Below are 20,596 nucleotides of genomic sequence, written 5' to 3'. Positions count from 1 at the left end.
AGAAGCGGGAAATCGTTTAAAAACAGACGTTCCCTCTCCTGTAAGGCTTGTTCGTGATGTTATCTTTTTTGTAAATAATCGACAATTCCCATAGCACAAGATGAATATGGGTGACAATAATGTTTTTGATGTTTTTTGCCTCAAGCCCTAACGCTTCTAATCCTTTTAGTAAATACGGAATGGACGGACTTGCACTTGTTTCAATAATCGTTAATTCTTCTTCATGAAGCACGTATGTACCTGTTCGTTGTGCGACTCCTAAATCATAAACGTCAATCAATGAAACCCCATGTCCTAAATCGATCGGCTTTTTCACATTTTTTCCTCCAATTCTTTATTTTGGACAATATTTAACAAACATTCTAGCCAATGATGGGTTTAGGAAAAATGTTGCTGGAGAATACCATAAATACTTGAATCCTTTTCAAATTCAGTACTCTTACGATTTGCTTACTGTTAAAATATCTATTCTACAAATCAACTCAATTTCCTTGTTTAACTAAGCGGTTCTCGTAACTATTCATCCCGATAGTAGTATGTAAAGAAGCGCAACACAAATAGGACATCCCCGTAATAGAAAATGCCCTAAGTGGTAGAAAGAACACGATCGAGCGTTTCGCCTGCCAACAGAAGACATAACGAATCCCACACGTTTTTTTCGTGTTTCGTCAGTGTGGAAACAACGCTTCGATTGTATCACTTAAACGCTTGTACGGGATCAATTGGATATGATGTAAATAAACAACGAGCGCCGTGAGCCGTGGACCGTACTGCATATGATTCGTGACATGGGATGGGAATTCGGCTTGTTGAACACATCGACAATGTGGACACGATTTCACTTCACGTTCATGTTGTGTCACCTCGATCGCCACAGGAGGGACATCAAACACTTGACGGATATCGACTTTGAACGGTTTGACTTCACGCAAAGAAGCCCCACATCCTTGACACGTATGCACACGATGAACGATGCGATGATGTGGATGTTCCACTTGACGGAGCGTCGTTCCTTGATGTCCTTCTTGTCCGCCTGGCTTGTTGCCAGATGGTTGACGAGAAGAACGTGTGTTGGTAAAACGGTCAGAAGATGGGGGCAAATGGCTATTGGAGCTGTTTTTTTTCGTGCGTGCTTCCAGCTCTTGAACACGGTACTTCAGTTGTTCATTTTCTTTGCGTAGTTGTTTGTTTTCGTGACGCAAATGTTCATTTTCTTGAACGAGTTGATGAATGAGCTGTTTTTGTTGTTGAACTTTGCCGATTAAGCTCTCAACTGTAAATACAGCTTGTTGTACCGTCAACATGCGATTCACCTCCTTGTCTATCAGTATTCACATCATAGACAAGGAAAGAAGAAAATATTCAGCTCACTTTATGATGTGGCTGAATAGTTACAAATACCTCCATATTGTTTATTAATTTTTATGTTATCGGATTTTTGTTCATTCCACCTCACTCCTAGCATTAATCTCCAATCATTAAATTCAACAAGGACTAAATAATTCCTTTTAAATCAATAACCAACACCCTCAGCTTATTTAACTAAACTGCCCCGTTAACACAATAAGGAAAAAGCGATACCCCTTCTTGAAGTATCGCCCCCGTTAGCTTAAAAAAGTTGCTTTGAAAATTCCTCCATTTCCTTTTCTTAATTTTAGGCTCTGTTAATGTTTAATGTTGATTTTTCAATAAAATGTTAGGGAACCATCTTTTGGTTCCCCAATTCTCAATAAACCAGTCTATTAGATATTCAATAAAGATGTTTGTTTTATATGTTCATACTCATTGTAATGGTTCTATTTTTGAATCCTAATTTTTCGTATAGTTTAATCGCTTGATTTCCTGCATATACACTTAAGCGAACCTCTGAATATCCATCTTGTTTAAGATGTTCGATACCAGTTTCCATCAATTGTTTTGCAATTCCATTTCCCCTAAATTCCTCTAACACAAACAATTCATAAATAAATCCATATATCTTTTCAGTAAATTGGTCTTTACTTGTTCCTATAAGAATCCAACCCATTAGATTATCGCCTTCAGTTGCTATCAAATAATAGCTTCCTTTCTGCAATAATGGTTCAATAAGTTGTTTGACTTTTTCATCTGACGGTTTTGCTTCGCCTAATGTACCTTCGAATAATGCTTGTGGTGAAAGTGATAAAATCTTTTTATATTCCGAATCGTTTGGTTTTCTAATTTCCATAAATTGAGTTCTCCTCTCCCAGTATTTATAAGCCGATTGCCCGTTAATGACCTTTTTAAGCACTGAACTTAGATAGACGGAGACTTTCAAAAGTTTCTGTCATTTCAAATACAAATGATGTAAGCAGAAGCTCTTTTATATGTTGCTTGGTATTTTCGTTACTGCGGCTATCTACAAATAAGAACCAAGCAAGGTAATTATCAAGATATTTTGTAGCCACACCTTTAAAACGGTCAATCCACTTCTTCATCCGAGAATGAAAACTGTTGACATTTTGAATGTGATATAAGCCTTTTATAACGTGCTTTCCATCATCGGATTTGATTCAGTAATGCTCTAATCCTTTTTCTTTTGCATAGGTTTTGTATGCTCTCCAAGCATCTGTAACAAGCACATTGTCAGACGATAGTTTAGTACCAATGATAGTTTCAATTTTGGTTTTTACAATACGCCCCATACAAGATACTTTGGAGACGGTTGCTTTTGTACGGTCTCTTGCAACAAGAACACATACTTACGAACAGTGCCTGGCACCGTTTAATGAACAGACTTTAAGTCACCACTTTCATTACACCATTCTCGTATGATTTGACGTTCTTCCTCTGTTAATTTCTCTGGACATTGGCTCAATAAACGGCAAACGGAACGAACATTTCCGTGTTTCTTGCCTCCTTTGCCCAAATATTTGCGACATCGTTCTAACGCATCGGTAAACAGCTGAATGACATGGAAATAGTCGACGACATGTGTCGCCTCTGGGCAAACCCGTTGAATCACTTTTTTCATCGCTGGAGCCAAGTCACTCACGACATACTGAACGGAACGAGACACATGAGCCAATGCACGCCCAATGGCTTCCTCGTTCTTTCCTGCTTCAATGGCATACACTTCTCCCGTTTCGGCATCCATGATCGCCACTCCATAGTCGTGCCCTTTTCGAAAAGCAAACTCATCGACACAAACCGCCTTTGGTTGGACGTCATTCGATAGGAAGGAAGGGGCATGGGTATAAAACCATCGTTCAACGGTCGTGTAAGGAAGCTTGAGCATACGAGCCACCGCCTGAATGGATGTTCCGATGCAAGATTGCGCGACCCATCGCTGAAACGCATCCGTCGCCACACTTCGAGGAGAGATGGCTGGATACGACGTGCTGAACGTCACGCCACACGTGCTACAACGTCTGCGCTCGACAGGAAGTTCGATCCAAAAAATTCCGATTCGCTGAGCATAGCCATGCATCCATTGCTTCTTTTTGTCTGTCATTTTGATCGTGCGCTTCAAGCAGACAGGACATAACGGGCATTGTTCGGGTAGAGAAAGTTCGAAAATCCAACGTTCCCCTTCTTTTCGCACCTTTTGAATCAAAACATCTGGTCAATCGATGAGTTCTTTGATAAACTGAGAGTACATGCGAATTTCCCTCCATGGTTCGGTTTGGTCACCTTTACCATACAGGAAAATTCGCATTTTTTGTACCCTCTATGCACACCTACCTTAAATGATCAAGTACAACTTGTGGTGAAGAGCTTATTCTTTAACTTTTAGCAATCGCATGCTGTTTAATGTTACGATTAATGTTGCTCCCATATCCGCAAATATCGCTAACCATAACGTTAACCAACCAGGCACAATTAACAGTAATGACAATGCCTTAATCCCTAAAGAGAAAGTAATGTTTTGCTTAATAATCGCTAAAGCTTTGCGGCTCAATTTAATCGTATATGGCAATTTGCTTAAATCATCAGACATTAAGACAATATCGGCTGTTTCTAGGGCTGTATCGGTTCCAGCACCACCCATTGCCACACCAACAGTTGAAGCTGCAAGAGCTGGTGCATCGTTCACACCATCTCCAACCATCGCCACGCTTTGATGCTTGTCACGAAGCTCTTTAATGAAATTCAGTTTATCTTCTGGAAGTAAATCGGCTTTAATATCGGAAACGCCGACTTGTTTTCCGATGGCTTCGGCTGTTCTTTGGTTATCCCCTGTCAACATTACCGTTTTTTCAATACCGACTTGATGAAGTTTTCGAATAACCTCTTTGGATGATTCTCTTATTTCGTCTGCCACGGCAATTAACGCCAGAATTTCTTTTTCCGTCCCTAATACCATGACCGTTTTCCCTTGTGTTTGAAGGGTTGTAATTTGTTCTTTTATTTCTGATTGGATGCCATTTGGAAGAAGTTCTTCAAAAAGACCTGGACTTCCGACATAATACATTGCGTTATTTACTTTGGCTTTGACCCCTTTACCTGTAATGGATTGGAATTCTTCAACCGATACATCATTAAAATTCAATCCATCTTCTTCTGCTTTTCTTATAATGGCGGAAGCAAGTGGATGTTGTGAGCCTTTTTCAATGGCTGCTGTAATGGTCATTAGTTCATTTTCATTGCCATTATAAGTGACTACATCGGTGACGGAAGGAATACCTTTTGTTAATGTTCCTGTTTTATCAAAAGCAATCACTTTTAAGTTTCCTGCTTCCTCTAAATAAATACCACCTTTAATTAACACACCGTTTTTCGCTGCATTTCCAATGGCAGTTACAATCGAAACAGGCGTGGAAATAACCAACGCACACGGACAACCAACCACTAATACAGCTAGACCTCGATAAATCCATTCGCTCCAATCGGCACCCATAAATAATGGCGGAATAACGGCTAGTAAAAGAGCAAAAATGATAATGGCTGGTGTATAGTATTTGGCAAAACGATCCACAAATGCTTGAGAAGGCGCTCGTTCTGCTTGAGCTTCTTCCACTAAATGGATGATTTTCGAAAGGGTTGTATCTTCCACTCGTTTTGTCACTTTTACTTCCAATAAACCTTCTTCATTCAATGTTCCTGCAAAGACTTCATCACCGACTGTTTTCGCTACGGGAACACTTTCCCCTGTAATGGCAGCCTGATTTAGCGTAGATGTACCCTTGATGACGATTCCATCCATCGCTAATTTCTGACCAGGCTTTACGATCATAATATCTCCGACTTGAATATCGTCAACAGGGACCATCATTTCTTCATTTCCGCGACGAATTAATGCTTCTTTTGGAGCAATATCCATCAACGATTCAATGGATTGACGAGCTTTATCCATGGAATAACGCTCTAAGGCTTCGCTAATGGCGAATAGAATAACAACCGTTGCACCTTCTCCCCATTCACCAATCGCTGCAGCTCCTAAAATCGCCACTGTCATCAGCGTATTCATATCAAAATTCAATCGAACTAGGTTTTTGAAACCTTTTATAAATAACGAATATCCACCGATTAAAATTGCTGCAGCATATCCAATTGCCGCAAAGATATGCTCTTCTCCGTATTGCTTCCCTAAAAACCAACTAATCACAAGCAAAACGACGGAAATATACACTTTAATGTTCTCTTTTTGCTTCCAAAAAGGTTCACGCTTGACTGCTTTTTCTTTATCTTCCCGAACCTTTAAGTTTTCAAAAGCTCCTGCTTTTTCTAATTCTTCGATGGTTGTTGTACCCCAAACGGTAATTTTAGACGCTCCAAAGTTTACTTTAGCATCTTGAACACCTGGCAATGATTTTACATTATTTTCAAACTTTGCCGCACAGTTTGCACAAGTAAATCCTTGAACACGGTAGGTTTTCGCTTCTGATTTAGATAATTTTGCTTGTTGTTCAGACACGGACTTTCACCTCTTTATCATGTTTATCATGTACTAACGCAATCATGATTAACTGCTTAATATGGTCATCATCCAGCGAATAAAATGCTAGCTTTCCTTCTTTTCGATACTTTACAATCCCTTGTTTATAAAGGGTGCGTAAATGATGGGAAGTTGTTGCAACAGAAGCCCCGATGATATTAGCAATATCACATACACATAACTCTTCATCTTGGCAAAGTGAATAGACAATTTTTGCCCTATTTTCATCTGCCAGTGCTTTAAACAACAGGACAACACTGGATATATCTTCTTTTTGCAATTCCCCTTGTATTCGATTGACTTTTTCTTCGTCATAACAATAAATTTCACATGTATCTTTCTTACTCATTCATTATCCCCCTTTCATATTCAAATTTCCGTTTGAATATATTATACCCCCATTTCTTTTATTATTCAAATATTTATTTGAATTAAAAACAAAAAAAGAATGGAATTTAAAAAAATCAACCCAATATTTACCGTGCGATTCATTTAATTAGCTACATCAAAAAATTCTATTGTAACTATTCACTCCGATAGTAGTATGTAAAGAAGCGCAACACAAATAGGGCATCCCCGTAATAGAAAATGCCCTAAGTGGTAGAAAGAACACGATCGAGCGTTTCGCCTGTCAACAGAAGACATAACGAATCCCACACGTTTTTTTCGTGTTTCGTCAGTGTGGAAACGATGCTTCTTGCGATGCAAAACGACTGCGCGAACGTTTCTTTGAACAACAGTGCCTGGCACCGTTTGATGACACCGTTCGCTAATCTCCCAACCGTTCCCGTACTTCCTCCTCTGTCATGTCGAGAATATGGGCAACGTCTGTTATACTCATTCCTTTTTCGACCATTTTTCGAATCGTTTCATTTTTCCCTTCTTCTCGACCTTGTTCTAAGCCTTTTTTCAATCCTTCTTTCAATCCTTCTTCCCGACTGCCGCGAATGTTTGAGAGTTGATCAAGGAGCCATTTCAGCCGCATTTCGTACGCGTAACGGTTTTCGGGGTCGACGCTTAAGTTTTGCCATTCTTCTAGCGCTTCTAAAATGTCTTGTTCTGTCATGGCGATTCCCTCCAATTCACGAAACATCTCTTCATCCATTTTTTTCGTTCGTCCATCGACAGCCGACAACATCGTTAGCCATGGCCATTCCGGTGACTGTTTCACTTCTCTCCGATATTTCTTCCATTTTACCATAAATTGTGACAAGTCGAGTACATGAAATTCAAGGTGATGGCTCCAAAGAAACTGTTCTTCGTCTTCACGAATGTGAAAAACGGTATGGAAGCGATCTGTTTCATGTGGGAAAAGGGGATAATTTAAGATGGCGATCATAATCGTTGGAGGGAGGATGTCGTACCGTTCTCCTTTCGATAGTGAAGATGAAAACAACCTTGCCCAGTAATACAATAGCCGTTCGGGCATACCGTATTGTGGGATGATTTGAATTTCAACATGAATGCGCTCGCTGCGGTTTGTGCGAACGATGACATCTAACCGTCCAGTCTTACCGTCTTCTGTTTCTTTCGTTAGTTCGGTGTTTTCAAACTGTACGTCGATGATGCGATCATCTCCAGTCCGATGTAGCAACGCATTTAAAAACGCCATCGTGATTGACTTTCTGCTTGGGTGGCCGAACAGTTGTTTAAACATAAAATCCATTTTTAAATCGAGGTATTGCATACAGATCATCCTTTCGTAGAATATAAGGAACAATTTGATTAAAATCGGGAAATAAGGGAAATGCAAAAGTAGAAAATTGAATTTTGCGGAAAATTTTTATGACAAATGGGGGTAAAAAAGTGGGAGGATGAACCGTTTTTTAGGTTGAAAATTTAATTTTTAAAGGGAGAGAGTGATTAAATTCAGCCCACTTGATCATGTGGCTGAATAGTTACCATTTTTCAAATTCATCGTTTACCGATTGACCTTTTGCTTTCCCAAAGTTAAAATGAAAGACAATTAAAGGAACGAAGGAGTCAGTATTTCTATGCCTAGCTTTCAATACGGCAAAACAACGATAGATTATGCAATAGAGTATAAGCCAGAAAAGCAGGATGTGACGATATCAGTTGAATGGCTAGAGGGAGTGAAGGTAGTCGCTCCTGAGGGGATCGAGGATTCACAATTACATTCCATTCTTTATAAAAAAGCCGGATGGATTATTGATAAATGGCAAGCGTTAAATCAAATTTCTCATCCCCCTACTCCGAAAGAGTTCGTAAGCGGAGAAAAATTTGCATACTTAGGGCGTAAATATCGGTTAAAAGTATATAAAAGCGAAGAAGTAACAAAGCCAACTCTTATGTTTAAACAAGGGAAATTTATTGCCACGGTGCCACCCCATATCACAGAAAAAGAAAGAATCTCATTTTTCCAACAAGCATTCAAACATTGGTACATTTTACACGGAGAAATAAAACTACAAGAACGGTTAAACGTGTATTGCCCTAAAATGGGAGTAACCCCCACAAAAATGAAATTAAAAGAACAAAAAATGCGCTGGGGAACATGTACGAACGAAGGAGCGATATATTTAAACTGGAGAATTATGATGGCACCCGTGCCGATTATCGATTATTTATTAGTGCATGAATTAGCACATCTGAAATATCCAAATCACTCGAATGATTTTTGGCATTTTATTCAATGTGTCATGTCGGACTATGAGCAAAGAAAAGAATGGTTGCGTGTCAATGGCCCAACCTTAACTTTATAAATGACGAAAGCCTCCCTAGATTGGTAGGAGGCTTTCATACGTTTATCGTTTATAATGAACCATCGCTAACGACATAATTTGTTGCGTGACGTTTTCTAACTGATCTTTCGGGATGACGCTTGCCCGCAACTGCTTCTTAATCTTCTTCCTCATTTCCCGTTTGACATCTTCTTTATTTACCCAATCAATCACTTGACTTTCCTCGGCAATAATGTCTGTTACAAGATGCGTCAACGCATCGATCGTATCTTTATGTTCTTCGTCTGGAAGAAGCTGTTGGAACAGTTGATAAAACGGATATTGCTCGCGTGTAAAGCCAAGATTTTGCGCTTGTTGGTTGACATTTCTCATATCGTTGACCATGTTGCGTAGCTTGTCTACCAATTCCGCAATGTCCATCATTTTTTTTCGTCTTGCTTCGATGAGTTGCTCGAGTTTTTCTTTTAAAGATGTATAGTACACAGGGTTTTCTTCCAGCTTCACTTTAATTTCATGACGAATCGCATGTTCCATTTCCGCTGCTTGCGCCTCTTTTGAAGGAGCTTTTTCCAACCGCTCATCAAACTTATTCGACAAAATATCAATTGGTTCATGGATGATTTCGACAGACTGTGCATATAAATGCTCAGCAATTAATTGTTTCACCTTCTCGCCACACCCGGAAATATCCATTTGCTCATCACGATATAACGTTTTTGCCATTTGCCGAACTTTTCCTAAAAACGTTAAGTCTTCGACATATGGAGAAGCTTCGCGGTTCGGTAAAATCATATCCATTCGCTTCGAAAACTCTTTAAACGCTTTTTCAAATTCATGCCGCACATCTTCAGGCTCTAATACTTGAACACAAGCATCTGCATCGCTTCGATTAATATAATCGAAAAAGCTCATCGCTTTTCGGTGGGCTTGTTTCAATTTCGGTAATTCACTTTCAATCGGCAGTAACGCCCCTTGAATATCTTGTTTAGAGAAAATCGCTAGGGCTTTCTCCAAGAATTTGGATACCCCAAAGTAATCGACAATCAGTCCATACGTTTTTCCTTCATACGTACGATTTGTACGAGCGATTGCCTGAAGTAGGTTATGCTCTTTTAACGGTTTATCTAAGTACATCACTTGTTCGATTGGTGCGTCAAAGCCTGTAAGAAGTTTATCGCAAACAATTAAAATCGCCAGTTTATCTTCTTCAAATGGCTTTTTGAAGCGTTCAATTAATTGTTTTTCTTCCTCACGAGATAAGGAGTAATCTTTTAGTAGTTCATTATTTTTGTCTTCAGACCCTGTTGAAATAATTAATGCGGTTTCATATTTTCCATTAATGAGTTCATCTAGTTTTCGTTTATAAATCGCTGCTGCTTCGCGATTCACCGCCACCACTTGTGCTTTAAAACCGTTTGGCAAAATATAATTTTCAAAATGTTCCACAATATCTAAAGCAATTTGTTCAATGCGGCTCGGAGCGGCTAAGATGGCTTCTTCTTTGGCATATTTCTTTTTTATTCGCTCACGATCTTCTTCGCTATATTCGCTAAATTTACGGTCAAATAAGCGATCTAGTGAATCGCCTTGCAAATGAAGGTTGACCATTCGCGCTTCATAGAAAATCGGAACGGTTGCCCCATCATCGACCGCTTGTTCAATCGTATATTTATCAAATACGAGCCAAACGTTCGTGTTGTACTTTTATCTTCTTTATCGATCGGTGTTCCTGTAAATCCAAGGTAACATGCATTCGGTAAGCCTTTCCGCATGTTCATCGCTAGACCTTTATATTGCGTACGGTGCGACTCGTCGACTAACACAAAAATATTTTCCGACCTTGAAAGTTCTGGATACTCGTCTTGCTCCTTGTCTGGTTGGAACTTTTGCACAAGCGTCATAATCGTTGAACCAGGGCCTTGTTGTAATAACCTTTTCAAGTCTTTGACGCTTTCCGCTTGTTGCGGATTCGGGAAACCGCATTTACGGAATGTTTTTGTAATTTGATCATCCAAGTCTTTCCGATCAGTCACAACGACGATCGTCGGGTTTTGCAACTCTTTGATTCGTCGCAGTTTGACGGCTAAATATAACATCGTCAATGATTTACCTGAACCTTGTGTATGCCAAATCACCCCGCCGCGATCTTTTGGTGTTTTTGCATGTAAAATGCGCTGAATCGCTTTATTGACCGCACGGAATTGTTGATAACGAGCAATCTTTTTAACGACCCGTCCACCATCAACTTCAAAGACAATGAAGTTTTGAATCAAGTCAAGCAAGTTTTCTTTCGATAACATTCCTGCAACTAAAATATCTTGTTTCGTAGGTGAGTCACCAAGTTCAGGCACCGTTCTTGGATACGGATCTTTCCACTCGCCGTAATGTTGCACTTTTGCACCAATTGTTCCTGCTTTTGCACGATAATTACTTGTCGCAATCATAAATTGGTTATAGTAGAACAGCTGCTCATGAGTTTCTTGATAACGTCGTAATTGATTAACTGCTTTTGAAATTTGCGTATCTTCTTGTAACGTTGGACTTTTACATTCGACAACGACTAAAGGCAATCCGTTCACAAAAATTACAACGTCAGGACGAATCGTGCCTCTTGCATTTTGAATGCGGAACTGGTCAACGACAAGAAATTCATTGTTATAAGGGTTATCAAAATCAATGAGTTTCACCGTTTGATTTTTTTTCCCTTTTCCTAAATCTTGTTGAATCGAAATGTAGTTCACAAGCATTTCATGAAACTTTTCATTCGCTTGCATTAATCCTGTTGCTTCGATGTGAGTTAGATTGTAAATCATGCGAGCAAGATTGTTGTCATCAATCCATGGATTTAACCGCTGAATCGCTTTCCTTAACCGTTCCTTCAAAATGACTTCGCTCAACGAATCACGTTCAGACTCAAGAGCTGAGCCTGTGACATGCTCATAGCCCAACTCTTGAAGCTGCTCGATCAAACGTTTTTCTACAAGATTTAACTCATTCCATTCACTTGCGGCGGTCACTGCGACATCACCTCATCATCGACTTTCACACGGACTTTGCCTGTGAGTAGGGTTTGCATTAGGGATTTTTTGATTTTATTAAGTTCATGATATCTCTGAGTTTCAAACGTAAGCTTTAAATCAAATGTTTCAATTATTTTTGCGATTTTTTCTTGCTCTTCAAGCGATGGAAACGGTACTTTAAGATTATTTATATCTCGCAGAAACAAGTTGGCTTGAGCTAACTGGCTTTGATTTAACATCATTTGTTTTTGAAGATTTGGAGACTGGAGTGCATACATCAAAAATTTTGAATTTGTAGTGTTTTTATCTATCTTTACTAATGCAACACTTCGTACTAAACCAAACTTCGTTCCCTTCGGTACAACACATACTCTTCCTATAGTACCAGAACAAGAAATAAGGATATCTCCCTCTTCAGGGTTACATCTTTTTGTTATTTTTTCCAACTCCTCTTGAGAGACGTAATCAACATTGGACAAATCGAGCATATTATTTCTGATATTTCGTGCTGATAAGAGGAGTTCTCCAAATTCTGTACGCTTAGGGGTTTTATGCTCTCCATCCGTAACTTTTAATGCAAAATCCTGTATCTTTAACACTTCCCACTCTTCAGGAATCTCCCCAATCTCCGTCTTTTTAAATTTCGTATGTCCGATTCCCTTTGTCAGCAACTGTTGCATAAGCCCTTTTTTCACTTTTTCTGTTTGCTCGATGATCACTTCGGTTTTCTCAATCGCTTCATCAACAGAAGAAAGAATCGCTGCGATTTTGCGTTGTTCGGAAAGAGAGGGTAACATTATAATTAAATTTTTTAATTTCTCTTTATTCAATGTCTGTCCTTTAACAGCAACATCTAAAGAATCTTTGTAATCTAAATTACTTAAAGCATAATACAAATATTCACTAGAAAACGTATTCTGTTGTTTTGGCAAGAAACCAGCAATCGCCTCATTTGTATATAATCGTCTTTTAGTAATAGCAACTTTTCCAACTGTGAGCTTAAAACTCATTATTACAGTATTTTCTGGCAATAACTTTACGTTTGAGTTTCGTATCCCTTCATCGGTAATCCGTTCTTTAGTGTTTTGAATGTATTTACTTTGTAAATCAGAAATTGAAACCCAAAGATTATCAGTTTTCAGATCCTTATCCCAATATTCCCCTTTCTTTCTCGAAGGAGTACCGCCTATTAAAATATCTGAAATTTCACCTAATTTCACACGTCTCCAATTCAATTCACCCATCATACCCCAACTCCTTCAAATATCCATACATCACCTTTTCAATTTCTTCCCGCTCTTGTTCGAGTTGGCGAAGTTGGCGAAGGGCTTCTGCCACATCGATTTGTTCTTCTTCTTCGGTTGTGTCAATGTAGCGGGCAATGTTTAAGTTGTAGTCGTTTTCTTTTATTTCTTCAAGTGTCACGACACGACTGTATTTCTCCACATCTTTCCATGCATCGTATGTGCTGACGATTTTTTCAATGTCTTCATCACGAAGAACGTTTTGATTTTTTCCTTCTTGATAATCGTGTGATGCGTCAATGAAAAGAACCTTTCCTTTTTTATGCTCTTCTTTGTTTTTGTTGATGATAAGAATACAAGCTGGAATGCCTGTTCCGTAGAAAAGGTTTGCTGGTAAACCGATAATCGCTTCGATTAAATCTTCTTCTAAAATGCCTTGACGGATTTTCCCTTCTGCTCCGCCGCGGAAAAGAACGCCATGCGGCATAACGACTCCCGCTTTTCCTTCATCATTGAGCGTGGCGATCATATGCTGAATAAACGCATAGTCTCCTGCGTTTTTTGGCGGTAAACCAAAGCGGAAACGGTTAAATTCATCTGCTTCTGCTTCTTCACGTCCCCAGTTTTTCAAGCTAAACGGCGGATTGGCGATGACGCGATCATATAATAGAAGCTCGCCGTTTTCGTCTAATAGTTTCGGTTCACGAATCGTATCGCCTTTTTTAATTTCATGGTCACTCAAGCCGTGAAGCAACAAGTTCATTTTACAAATGGCCCACGTATTTAAGTTTTTCTCTTGTCCGTGCAATGTAATGTTGCGTGGATTGCCGCCTTTTTCTTTTATGTAGTCGACCGATTGAATGAGCATTCCACCAGACCCTGCGGTTGGATCGCATACACGCATACCTTCTTCAGGTTTAATCAGTTTGACAATTAATTTAACGACTTGGCTTGGCGTATAAAACTCGCCACCTTTTTTTCCTGCATCGTCAGCAAATTGTTTGATGAGATACTCATACGCACGACCAAGGATATCAGGTTCCGACAAGTTTTCGTTACGTAAGTCAATTTGTGAGAAGTGCTGTACTAATTGAAGAATCGTTTTATCGGATAATTTTTCTTTATCGTTAAAGTCAATATTCGCTAATACCCCTTGTAGGGAAGGGTTTTCATCTTCCAATAGTTCAAAGGCTTTATTAATAACCGCCCCCACGTCTTGGGAATGGGATTGAATATAACTCCAACGTGCTTTTTCAGGTACGAAAAATTGGTGTTCGTCGCGATCATACCAACCGTAATCTTCTCCTTCTTCCCTTTCAATCCGCTCAGCGGTTTCCACAAATACATCATTTAATCGTTTTAAAAACAACATTCCAAAAATATAGTTTTTATAGTCTGACGAATCAATACTACCACGCAATATATTCGCTGATTCCCATAAATGAGATTCAAGTTCTTGTAGCGTTAACTTGCTCATCGTGATGCCTCCATTTTTTCTTGTTCTTTCATCTCTTCCAACTTTAATCATAACAAAAATTCCTATTGTAAACTACTGTCATTTGACAACAATGAATAAGAACATCATGTCTCATATGCCCATATGAAACCCTAGCTATCTGAACATAGCTGGGGTTAAGTTTAGTCCATCATCTTTATGGATTGGTACATTTGTCGTCGATCCCCCGGAGTTTTTGCAAGATTGGAGGCCGACGGCAGCTGTGAAATGATGAACAAATTACTTATTCCTTCTCTAACAACTTCTGTATTTCTTCTTCCGTAAGGTCTGTGACGTTTGCAATATCTTTGACGCTCATTCCTTTTCTCGCCATCGTTTGCACAAGATGCTTCATGCCTTGTCGTTCATACGAAATCATGAGTTCCAACACTTGTTCTTTTTCTTTCGTCTCCATTTCATTCACCTCGCTTCGCGGTTTTCGTTCTTCTTCATCTGATCGTTTCACACATGTTTCAAAAAAGCCAAACAATAATCGTTGTTTCGCTTCGTCTAATTCCAATCGGACAAGCATGCGTAAAAATTGTTTTTTCAGTTCTACTCGTTCACTTTCAGTATATCCCATTTTGCTTAACAGTGCAGCAGCGATTGGATTGTCTTGACGAATGTAGTTTCGCCAGTTTTGTTTACGAAGTTCCAAAGTGAAAAAACGAAAGTCAAGCACGTGGCCAAAAGGAAATTGGAGGGTAAATGTCGCTGGTTCGTCGCGGATCGTATCGTAGCTAAATACAGCAATAGGTACGATGGGTTTGCGGTACTTTTCTAACAAGCGGCTAAAATAAATAAACATTCGTTCAGGAAACGATGGTTGGACGTAGCTTTGGTTTTCGATATGCACGATCACTAACCCGTCTTCCCCTTTCAGCTTCGTTTCGACAAGCAAATCGACACGGTACTTCTCGCCTGCCGTCACATCGGTAAACAGCTCCTCCGATAAAAACGAGACGTGGCGAAAATCGATATGCTCGTGCATGGCTGGGAAAAAGAGAACAATAAATTCCTCAAAAAACGTTTGGATCAACTCTTTAAACAGACGATCGTGGTCAATGGACATATAGTCACCTCGCATACAATCGTTTCGATGTTTTTATTCGACAACATCGACTATTTTCCTGCATACGAAAACATTTGCGTCAGTCGGAAGAAGATGCTGAATACAACGAAAAACCCCGAGCTCTCTAAAAGAACTCGGGGTTGTGATGATTCCGACTGGGCTCGAACCAGCGACCTCCACCCTGTCAAGGTGGCGCTCTCCCAGCTGAGCTACGGAATCGTATGTTGTTGTCCTATCGAACACATTTTTCATTATACTTACCTTCTCTCACATTGTCAAATACTTTTTTAAAAAATTTTTTAGCCATTGCCTAGGCAATGGCTAATGGCGGATAAAGTCGATGTGAGTGCCTTGGAAAAAGCCATCTTTATATTCGTATGTGATAATTAAACTGCCGATGTATTCCCCTTTTTTTCGTTCGAGAAGTAATACGGCTTTCAGCTTTTGTTTATCGAGCGCATATTTTAAAAAGCGGTCGAATGTCGTTTTTACCCCTTTTTGCCCTTCGCGCGCGTACGGAATGAACGCGTGAACGTGATCAATGATGATCTCCGTTCCTTCGTCTGTCTCTTTCATTTTCATGCTTTTTAAAACGACGGTGCGCGGATCTTCGACGATCATTTCTTCTATGCCGTTTTCACGATGGGCAAATACGTGCACTTCGTTTTTATACGTGCCGTTGCCGCGTGCTTTCACGAGAAAAACGACGACATCTTCCTTTCCATCGTCCGTCACATCAACAGAATACAATTGCGGAGTCGCTTTCGGGTCATGGATATGTTCCCATTCCGGAAAAGCATACGTCGCTTTTCCGACGTGAAGCGTAAAATGACGCACCCAATCTCCATCTTCTTTGCCGCATAGTTGCACGTTTGCTTCCTCTAATTTTTTCGTACAAGCATGGCCATTGAACGAAAGCGCCGTCATAACTGATAATAACAATGATAAAAACATACGTATCCTCCATACTTTTTTCACTTAGTATGAAAGAAAAACAGAAAAAATATGTATTGCCTTTCTTAAATAAGACATGGTATGATAATTAGAAAAACAAAAAAGGGGGCATGCACGATGAGACGTGTCACATTAACTGACATCTTCCTTCACCCCATCACCCAAAAATATTTAAAACGTTCAGGCGTCGCACACGCCATCGCTACCGCATATCATGCGTATCGCCTTGCCTTGCAATATGGAGTCAATGTCGATTTAGCGACAAAAGCGGCACTGCTTCATGATATTGGGCATTATGAATGGTACTCTAATGGAACGTGGGACTATGAAACATATAAACAAAACGACATTCATGCGATTAAAGGGGCGGAGCGAGCGCACAAATTGCTTATTCGACTCGGTGAACATCCTCAACATGCGAAAGAAATCGCCCTCGCCATTTTGCTTCATACCGATTCGTATCTTCCAGAAGGAGAGCTAAAACGAAAACCGCTTCAGACGATCGTTAAACTTGCCGATGAAGCAGATGAAGAACCAGGCGGCAAACATCACTATCGCCAAATCGATGACGAACTCGCCTTGAAAAAAATTCAACAACTTGATCGCATGGTCGAACAGCAAATGAAGCGTGATGCGCTCGACCAAATTAGCTAAGGCTAGGCGATGTGCCTAGCCTATACATATGATAACGCCTGTTCCACATCAGCAAGCAAATCATCGGTCGCCTCTAATCCAACACTTAAGCGCAACAAACCGTCCGTAATGCCGCGACGAAGGCGTTCCGCTTTCGGCATCGCCGCATGCGACATTTTTGCCGGATAAGATAAAATCGACTCTACCGCTCCTAAACTAACCGCAAATACCGGAATATGCGCATATTTCACAAACGTCCGCACCGCTTGTTCATTTTCCAATTCAAACGACAACACCGCGCCAAACCCACGCGCTTGATCGCGATGAATGACGTGCCCTTCGTGATGCGAAAGCCCCGGATAATATACGTGCGCCACTTTCGGATGGCGATGTAAAAACTGCGCGAGCTGCATCGCTGAACGGGAAGCGTAATCAAGCCGAACGTGAAGCGTTTTTAGCCCGCGCAGCACAAGCCACGCATCTTGCACGCCGAGCACCGCACCGAACGCATACTGCAACTTCCGAAGCTCTTTCGCTAGTCGCTCATCTTTCACAACCGCAAGTCCAGCGACGACATCGCTATGGCCAGCTAAAAATTTCGTCGCGCTATGGAGCACGACATCGACGCCGAGATCGAGCGGACGCTGCAATAAAGGTGTCGCGAACGTATTATCTAAAAACGTCAAACAACCGTGCGCTTTCGCAAGCTTCACAACCCCGCGAATGTCCGTAATTTTCAGCAGCGGATTTGACGGCGTCTCCATATAAATCACTTTCGTATTCGGACGAATATGGCGCGCTACCGCATCTAAATCGGTCATATCGACAAACGTATATTCAATGCCAAATCGGCTTAATACATCCGTGATGATGCGATACGTTCCGCCATATACGTCATCTGTAATTAACACATGATCCCCTTTTGACAACAACAAAAACGCCGTTGAAATCGCCGCCATGCCTGATGCGAACGCAAAGCCGCTCACTCCTCCTTCCAGCTCCGCGATCGTTTCTTCAAGCGCCTCGCGCGTCGGATTGCCTGTGCGGCTATAATCATATTTTCCAAACGTATCAAAATCAAACTGATGAAACGTCGATGCATGATGAATCGGGACGCTCACCGCGCCCGTTTGCGCATCGATCTGCCATTTATTATGAACGAGTTGCGTTTGCACATCCATTTTTTACACCTCTTTCATGCGTTGAAACGCTTGTGTTAAATCAGCAATTAAATCGTCATGATGTTCAATGCCGACCGAAAAACGTAACAGTCGATTACATACCCCGTTGGCGATACGAACGTCCTCTGGAATATCCATATGCGTTTGCGTCGCTGGATACGTAATAAAACTTTCGACACCGCCTAAACTTTCCGCAAACGTAATAAGCTTTAAGCTTCGTAAAAAGGTATTCACCCACCGTTCGTCGCGCACGCGAAACGACAACATGCCACCTCTCCCTGGATATAGCACATCGGTCACGTCTTCATGTTGTGCTAAAAATTCATAAATCGCTTTTGCATTTTGTTCATGTTGGCGCATGCGAAGCGCGAGCGTTTTCATGCCGCGAATTAACAACCATGAATCAAACGGAGACAGCACCGCTCCGATCGCGTTATGATACATCGCCAATTGCTCGCATAGCGCTTTTCCTTTTGCGACAATGAGCCCCGCAAGCACGTCGTTATGCCCGCCTAAATATTTCGTTGCGCTATGAATGACGATGTCCGCCCCTTTCGTTAATGGCTTTTGCAGTACAGGTGTGTAAAACGTATTATCGACGATAAGAAGCAGCCCATGTTGTTTCGCAAACGCCGCGACCGCTTCAATATCCGCCTCTTGCATGAGCGGATTGGTCGGCGTTTCTAAAAAAATCGCTTTCGTTTTGTCCGTCACATGCGCCTTTACCGCATCTACATCGCGAAAATCGACGTATGTAAACGACAGCCCGTATTTTCTCCACCCTTTTTCAAACAACCGATACGTCCCGCCATATAAATCGGCCGAAACGAGAAAATGATCCCCGCTTTCAAAAAGCGCAAACACCGTTTGAATTGCCGCCATGCCTGAACTACATGCAAACCCTTGATCCCCTTCCTCTAACTGCGCAATCGCCTCCTCGACGATGTGTCTCGTCGGGTTTCCTGTCCGAATGTAATCGTACCCCGTCGACTGTCCGATCCCTTCATGCCGATACGCTGTTGAAAAATATACAGGTGGATTCACTGTTCCTGTCGTCGTCTCGCTTCGATTACCGATTTGCGCTAATACTGTTTCCACATGACTCATTCGCTCTCTCCCTTTCTCAAAAAAATAAAAGCCTTCTAAGAAGAAGGCTTTCTGTCCATAGACAAACGCTTCTTCTTATCTTCCGAATTGAACACCAATTCGCTGGATTTAGCACCTGACCGCTTTCGGCTGGTTGCTGAAGGTTCATCGGGCCAGTCCCTCCCCTTCTCTTGATAAGAATGCACACGCATATTGAATTTTCTGATTTTTAACTAATGTACCTTATTTCCAAAAAAATTTCAACTATTTTTTATTTTCTTGTAACAAACTTTCATTCCGCCGCAAGAGCATCGGCTTTTGTCGGATGGACGGTGCCGGCTGGATGTTGTGGCGGCGCATAAATGGAGTACAGCTTAAGCGGAACGTTCCCTATGTTGATCACATTATGCCACGTTCCTGCAGGCACAAAAATGGCAGAGCCATCCGTCACGCGTCTTTCAAACGTCAATTCGTTTTTCTTTTTGCCCATCCGCACAATCCCTTCTCCTTGTTCAATACGTAAAAATTGATCAACACCCCGATGCATTTCTAAACCGATATCCTCTCCGACACGAAGGCTCATCAATGTCACTTGCAAATGAGGTCCCGTCCATAACGTCGTACGGAACATGTTGTTTCGTTTCGTCGCTTCTTCTATTTGTACGACAAACGGGTTCGGTCCGTAATCTTTCGTATATTCTCGCGGAAACGGATAAGGCATAATCGGATATGGATACACAGGCATATACACAACATTCGGATAGTAATACATGTTCTCACCTCTTTTTTCATATTCATCGCCATGTTATGCACAACTGCCCGACTATGCGCCTCACATGCAAAAATCGACAAATAGAACGGATATATGTTAAGGTATGGAAAAAGGAGGCGTGCCGATGTGGAACGAATTTAAGAAATTTGCTGTGCGGGGGAACGTCATCGACTTAGCTGTTGGGGTCATCATCGGTGGAGCATTTGGAAAAATCGTTTCTTCCCTCGTGAATGACATCATTATGCCGCTTGTTGGTCTCATTTTAGGTGGCGTCGATTTTAGCGGATTATCTTGGAAAGTCGGTGAAGCAGAAGTCAAATACGGGTCTTTTATTCAAACCGTCGTTGACTTTTTAGTCATTGCCTTTTCTATCTTTCTATTCGTCAAACTGCTGAACAACTTATCCGAACGAATCAAAAAACAAGAAGAAACGAAACAAACCGCACCAACGATCACAAAAGAACAACAACTGCTCACAGAAATTCGCGATTTATTAAAACAACAAAAAGAAACACCATAGCCCCCAGAGCTTTTTGGGGGC

The 20,596-nt window shown here is 40.9% G+C and carries 14 protein-coding genes, 1 tRNA gene, 5 pseudogenes and 1 riboswitch; of the genes and pseudogenes, 3 read left to right on the top strand and 17 right to left on the bottom strand.

The genetic code is table 11. The features are described from left to right. Window positions 1–97: 97 nt before the first annotated feature. The 8 genes and pseudogenes from EKC99_RS08790 to EKC99_RS08755 form a co-directional block, all read right to left on the bottom strand. Window positions 98–316 (bottom strand): annotated as a pseudogene (locus tag EKC99_RS08790) (MBL fold metallo-hydrolase); the annotation flags it as partial. Window positions 317–671: 355 nt separating this feature from the next. Next, window positions 672–1,304 (bottom strand): annotated as a pseudogene (locus EKC99_RS08785) (DUF6444 domain-containing protein); the annotation flags it as partial. A 464-nt stretch (window positions 1,305–1,768) separates the two neighbouring features. Continuing rightward, on the bottom strand, window positions 1,769–2,206 hold the full coding sequence (locus EKC99_RS08780) for a GNAT family N-acetyltransferase (protein WP_128999919.1): 438 nt from the start codon (window positions 2,204–2,206) through the stop codon (window positions 1,769–1,771). A gap of 55 nt (window positions 2,207–2,261) precedes the next feature. After that, window positions 2,262–2,720 (bottom strand): annotated as a pseudogene (locus tag EKC99_RS08775) (IS1595-like element ISBsu3 family transposase); the annotation flags it as partial. A 26-nt stretch (window positions 2,721–2,746) separates the two neighbouring features. Continuing rightward, window positions 2,747–3,574: pseudogene (locus EKC99_RS08770) on the bottom strand (transposase); the annotation flags it as partial. A gap of 162 nt (window positions 3,575–3,736) precedes the next feature. Beyond that, window positions 3,737–5,875, bottom strand: coding sequence for a heavy metal translocating P-type ATPase (locus EKC99_RS08765; RefSeq protein ID WP_163151480.1), 2,139 nt, complete (start codon window positions 5,873–5,875; stop codon window positions 3,737–3,739). Beyond that, window positions 5,868–6,245: an ArsR/SmtB family transcription factor gene (locus EKC99_RS08760; RefSeq protein WP_163151478.1), complete on the bottom strand. Its 378-nt coding sequence runs from the start codon at window positions 6,243–6,245 to the stop codon at window positions 5,868–5,870. Before EKC99_RS08760 ends, EKC99_RS08765 begins: the two co-directional genes overlap by 8 nt. Before the next feature lie 420 nt (window positions 6,246–6,665). Beyond that, window positions 6,666–7,583: an Rpn family recombination-promoting nuclease/putative transposase gene (locus EKC99_RS08755; protein ID WP_163151476.1), complete on the bottom strand. Its 918-nt coding sequence runs from the start codon at window positions 7,581–7,583 to the stop codon at window positions 6,666–6,668. 307 nt (window positions 7,584–7,890) lie between these two features. On the opposite strand from EKC99_RS08755, the gene EKC99_RS08750 reads away from it, so the two are divergent. Further along, window positions 7,891–8,619, top strand: a complete 729-nt coding sequence (locus tag EKC99_RS08750) for a M48 family metallopeptidase (RefSeq protein ID WP_163151475.1) — start codon at window positions 7,891–7,893, stop codon at window positions 8,617–8,619. A 42-nt stretch (window positions 8,620–8,661) separates the two neighbouring features. Here the strand turns inward: EKC99_RS08750 and EKC99_RS08745 are convergent. The 6 genes and pseudogenes from EKC99_RS08745 to EKC99_RS08720 all read right to left on the bottom strand — a co-directional run bounded on the left by EKC99_RS08745 (window position 8,662) and on the right by EKC99_RS08720 (window position 16,383). Beyond that, a pseudogene (locus tag EKC99_RS08745) lies at window positions 8,662–11,615 on the bottom strand (type I restriction endonuclease subunit R). Continuing rightward, the gene (locus EKC99_RS08740; protein ID WP_052135726.1) at window positions 11,612–12,865 is read right to left on the bottom strand and encodes a restriction endonuclease subunit S; all 1,254 of its coding nucleotides are present in this window, start codon (window positions 12,863–12,865) and stop codon (window positions 11,612–11,614) included. Before EKC99_RS08740 ends, EKC99_RS08745 begins: the two are co-directional and overlap by 4 nt. Beyond that, a complete protein-coding gene (locus EKC99_RS08735) occupies window positions 12,855–14,339 on the bottom strand; it encodes a type I restriction-modification system subunit M (protein ID WP_163151473.1) in 1,485 nt (494 codons plus the stop codon). The genes EKC99_RS08740 and EKC99_RS08735 overlap by 11 nt, the downstream gene beginning before the upstream one ends. Before the next feature lie 262 nt (window positions 14,340–14,601). Continuing rightward, window positions 14,602–15,429 carry an RpnC/YadD family protein gene (locus EKC99_RS08730; RefSeq protein ID WP_163151471.1) on the bottom strand — a complete coding sequence of 276 codons (828 nt, stop codon included), beginning with the start codon at window positions 15,427–15,429 and terminating at the stop codon, window positions 14,602–14,604. A 146-nt stretch (window positions 15,430–15,575) separates the two neighbouring features. Further along, window positions 15,576–15,648, bottom strand: a tRNA-Val gene (locus EKC99_RS08725). 102 nt (window positions 15,649–15,750) lie between these two features. Beyond that, the gene (locus tag EKC99_RS08720) at window positions 15,751–16,383 is read right to left on the bottom strand and encodes a hypothetical protein (RefSeq protein ID WP_163151469.1); all 633 of its coding nucleotides are present in this window, start codon (window positions 16,381–16,383) and stop codon (window positions 15,751–15,753) included. A gap of 117 nt (window positions 16,384–16,500) precedes the next feature. Here EKC99_RS08720 and EKC99_RS08715 point away from each other — a divergent pair, with 117 nt between their 5' ends. After that, complete coding sequence (locus tag EKC99_RS08715; protein ID WP_163151467.1) at window positions 16,501–17,037, top strand: HD domain-containing protein; 537 nt, start codon at window positions 16,501–16,503, stop codon at window positions 17,035–17,037. A 20-nt stretch (window positions 17,038–17,057) separates the two neighbouring features. Here EKC99_RS08715 and metC read toward each other — a convergent pair whose 3' ends face one another. From metC to EKC99_RS08700, 3 genes are all read right to left on the bottom strand, one after another. Further along, window positions 17,058–18,197: a cystathionine beta-lyase gene (metC, locus tag EKC99_RS08710; protein WP_163151465.1), complete on the bottom strand. Its 1,140-nt coding sequence runs from the start codon at window positions 18,195–18,197 to the stop codon at window positions 17,058–17,060. A 3-nt stretch (window positions 18,198–18,200) separates the two neighbouring features. Then, a complete protein-coding gene (locus tag EKC99_RS08705; RefSeq protein WP_163151463.1) occupies window positions 18,201–19,304 on the bottom strand; it encodes a methionine biosynthesis PLP-dependent protein in 1,104 nt (367 codons plus the stop codon). A 72-nt stretch (window positions 19,305–19,376) separates the two neighbouring features. Further along, window positions 19,377–19,484: riboswitch (SAM riboswitch) on the bottom strand. Window positions 19,485–19,575: 91 nt separating this feature from the next. Continuing rightward, window positions 19,576–20,055, bottom strand: a complete 480-nt coding sequence (locus EKC99_RS08700; protein WP_163151461.1) for a cupin domain-containing protein — start codon at window positions 20,053–20,055, stop codon at window positions 19,576–19,578. Window positions 20,056–20,179: 124 nt separating this feature from the next. Between EKC99_RS08700 and mscL the strand changes: the two genes are divergently transcribed. Further along, the gene (mscL, locus tag EKC99_RS08695) at window positions 20,180–20,575 is read left to right on the top strand and encodes a large conductance mechanosensitive channel protein MscL (RefSeq protein WP_163151459.1); all 396 of its coding nucleotides are present in this window, start codon (window positions 20,180–20,182) and stop codon (window positions 20,573–20,575) included. Window positions 20,576–20,596: the final 21 nt, after the last annotated feature.

Source organism: Anoxybacillus sp. MB8 (genome assembly GCF_011006755.1).
Taxonomy (GTDB): domain Bacteria; phylum Bacillota; class Bacilli; order Bacillales; family Anoxybacillaceae; genus Anoxybacillus; species Anoxybacillus gonensis.
Note: the sequence above shows the minus strand (reverse complement) of the source record. Positions and strands in the feature narration are given on the sequence as shown.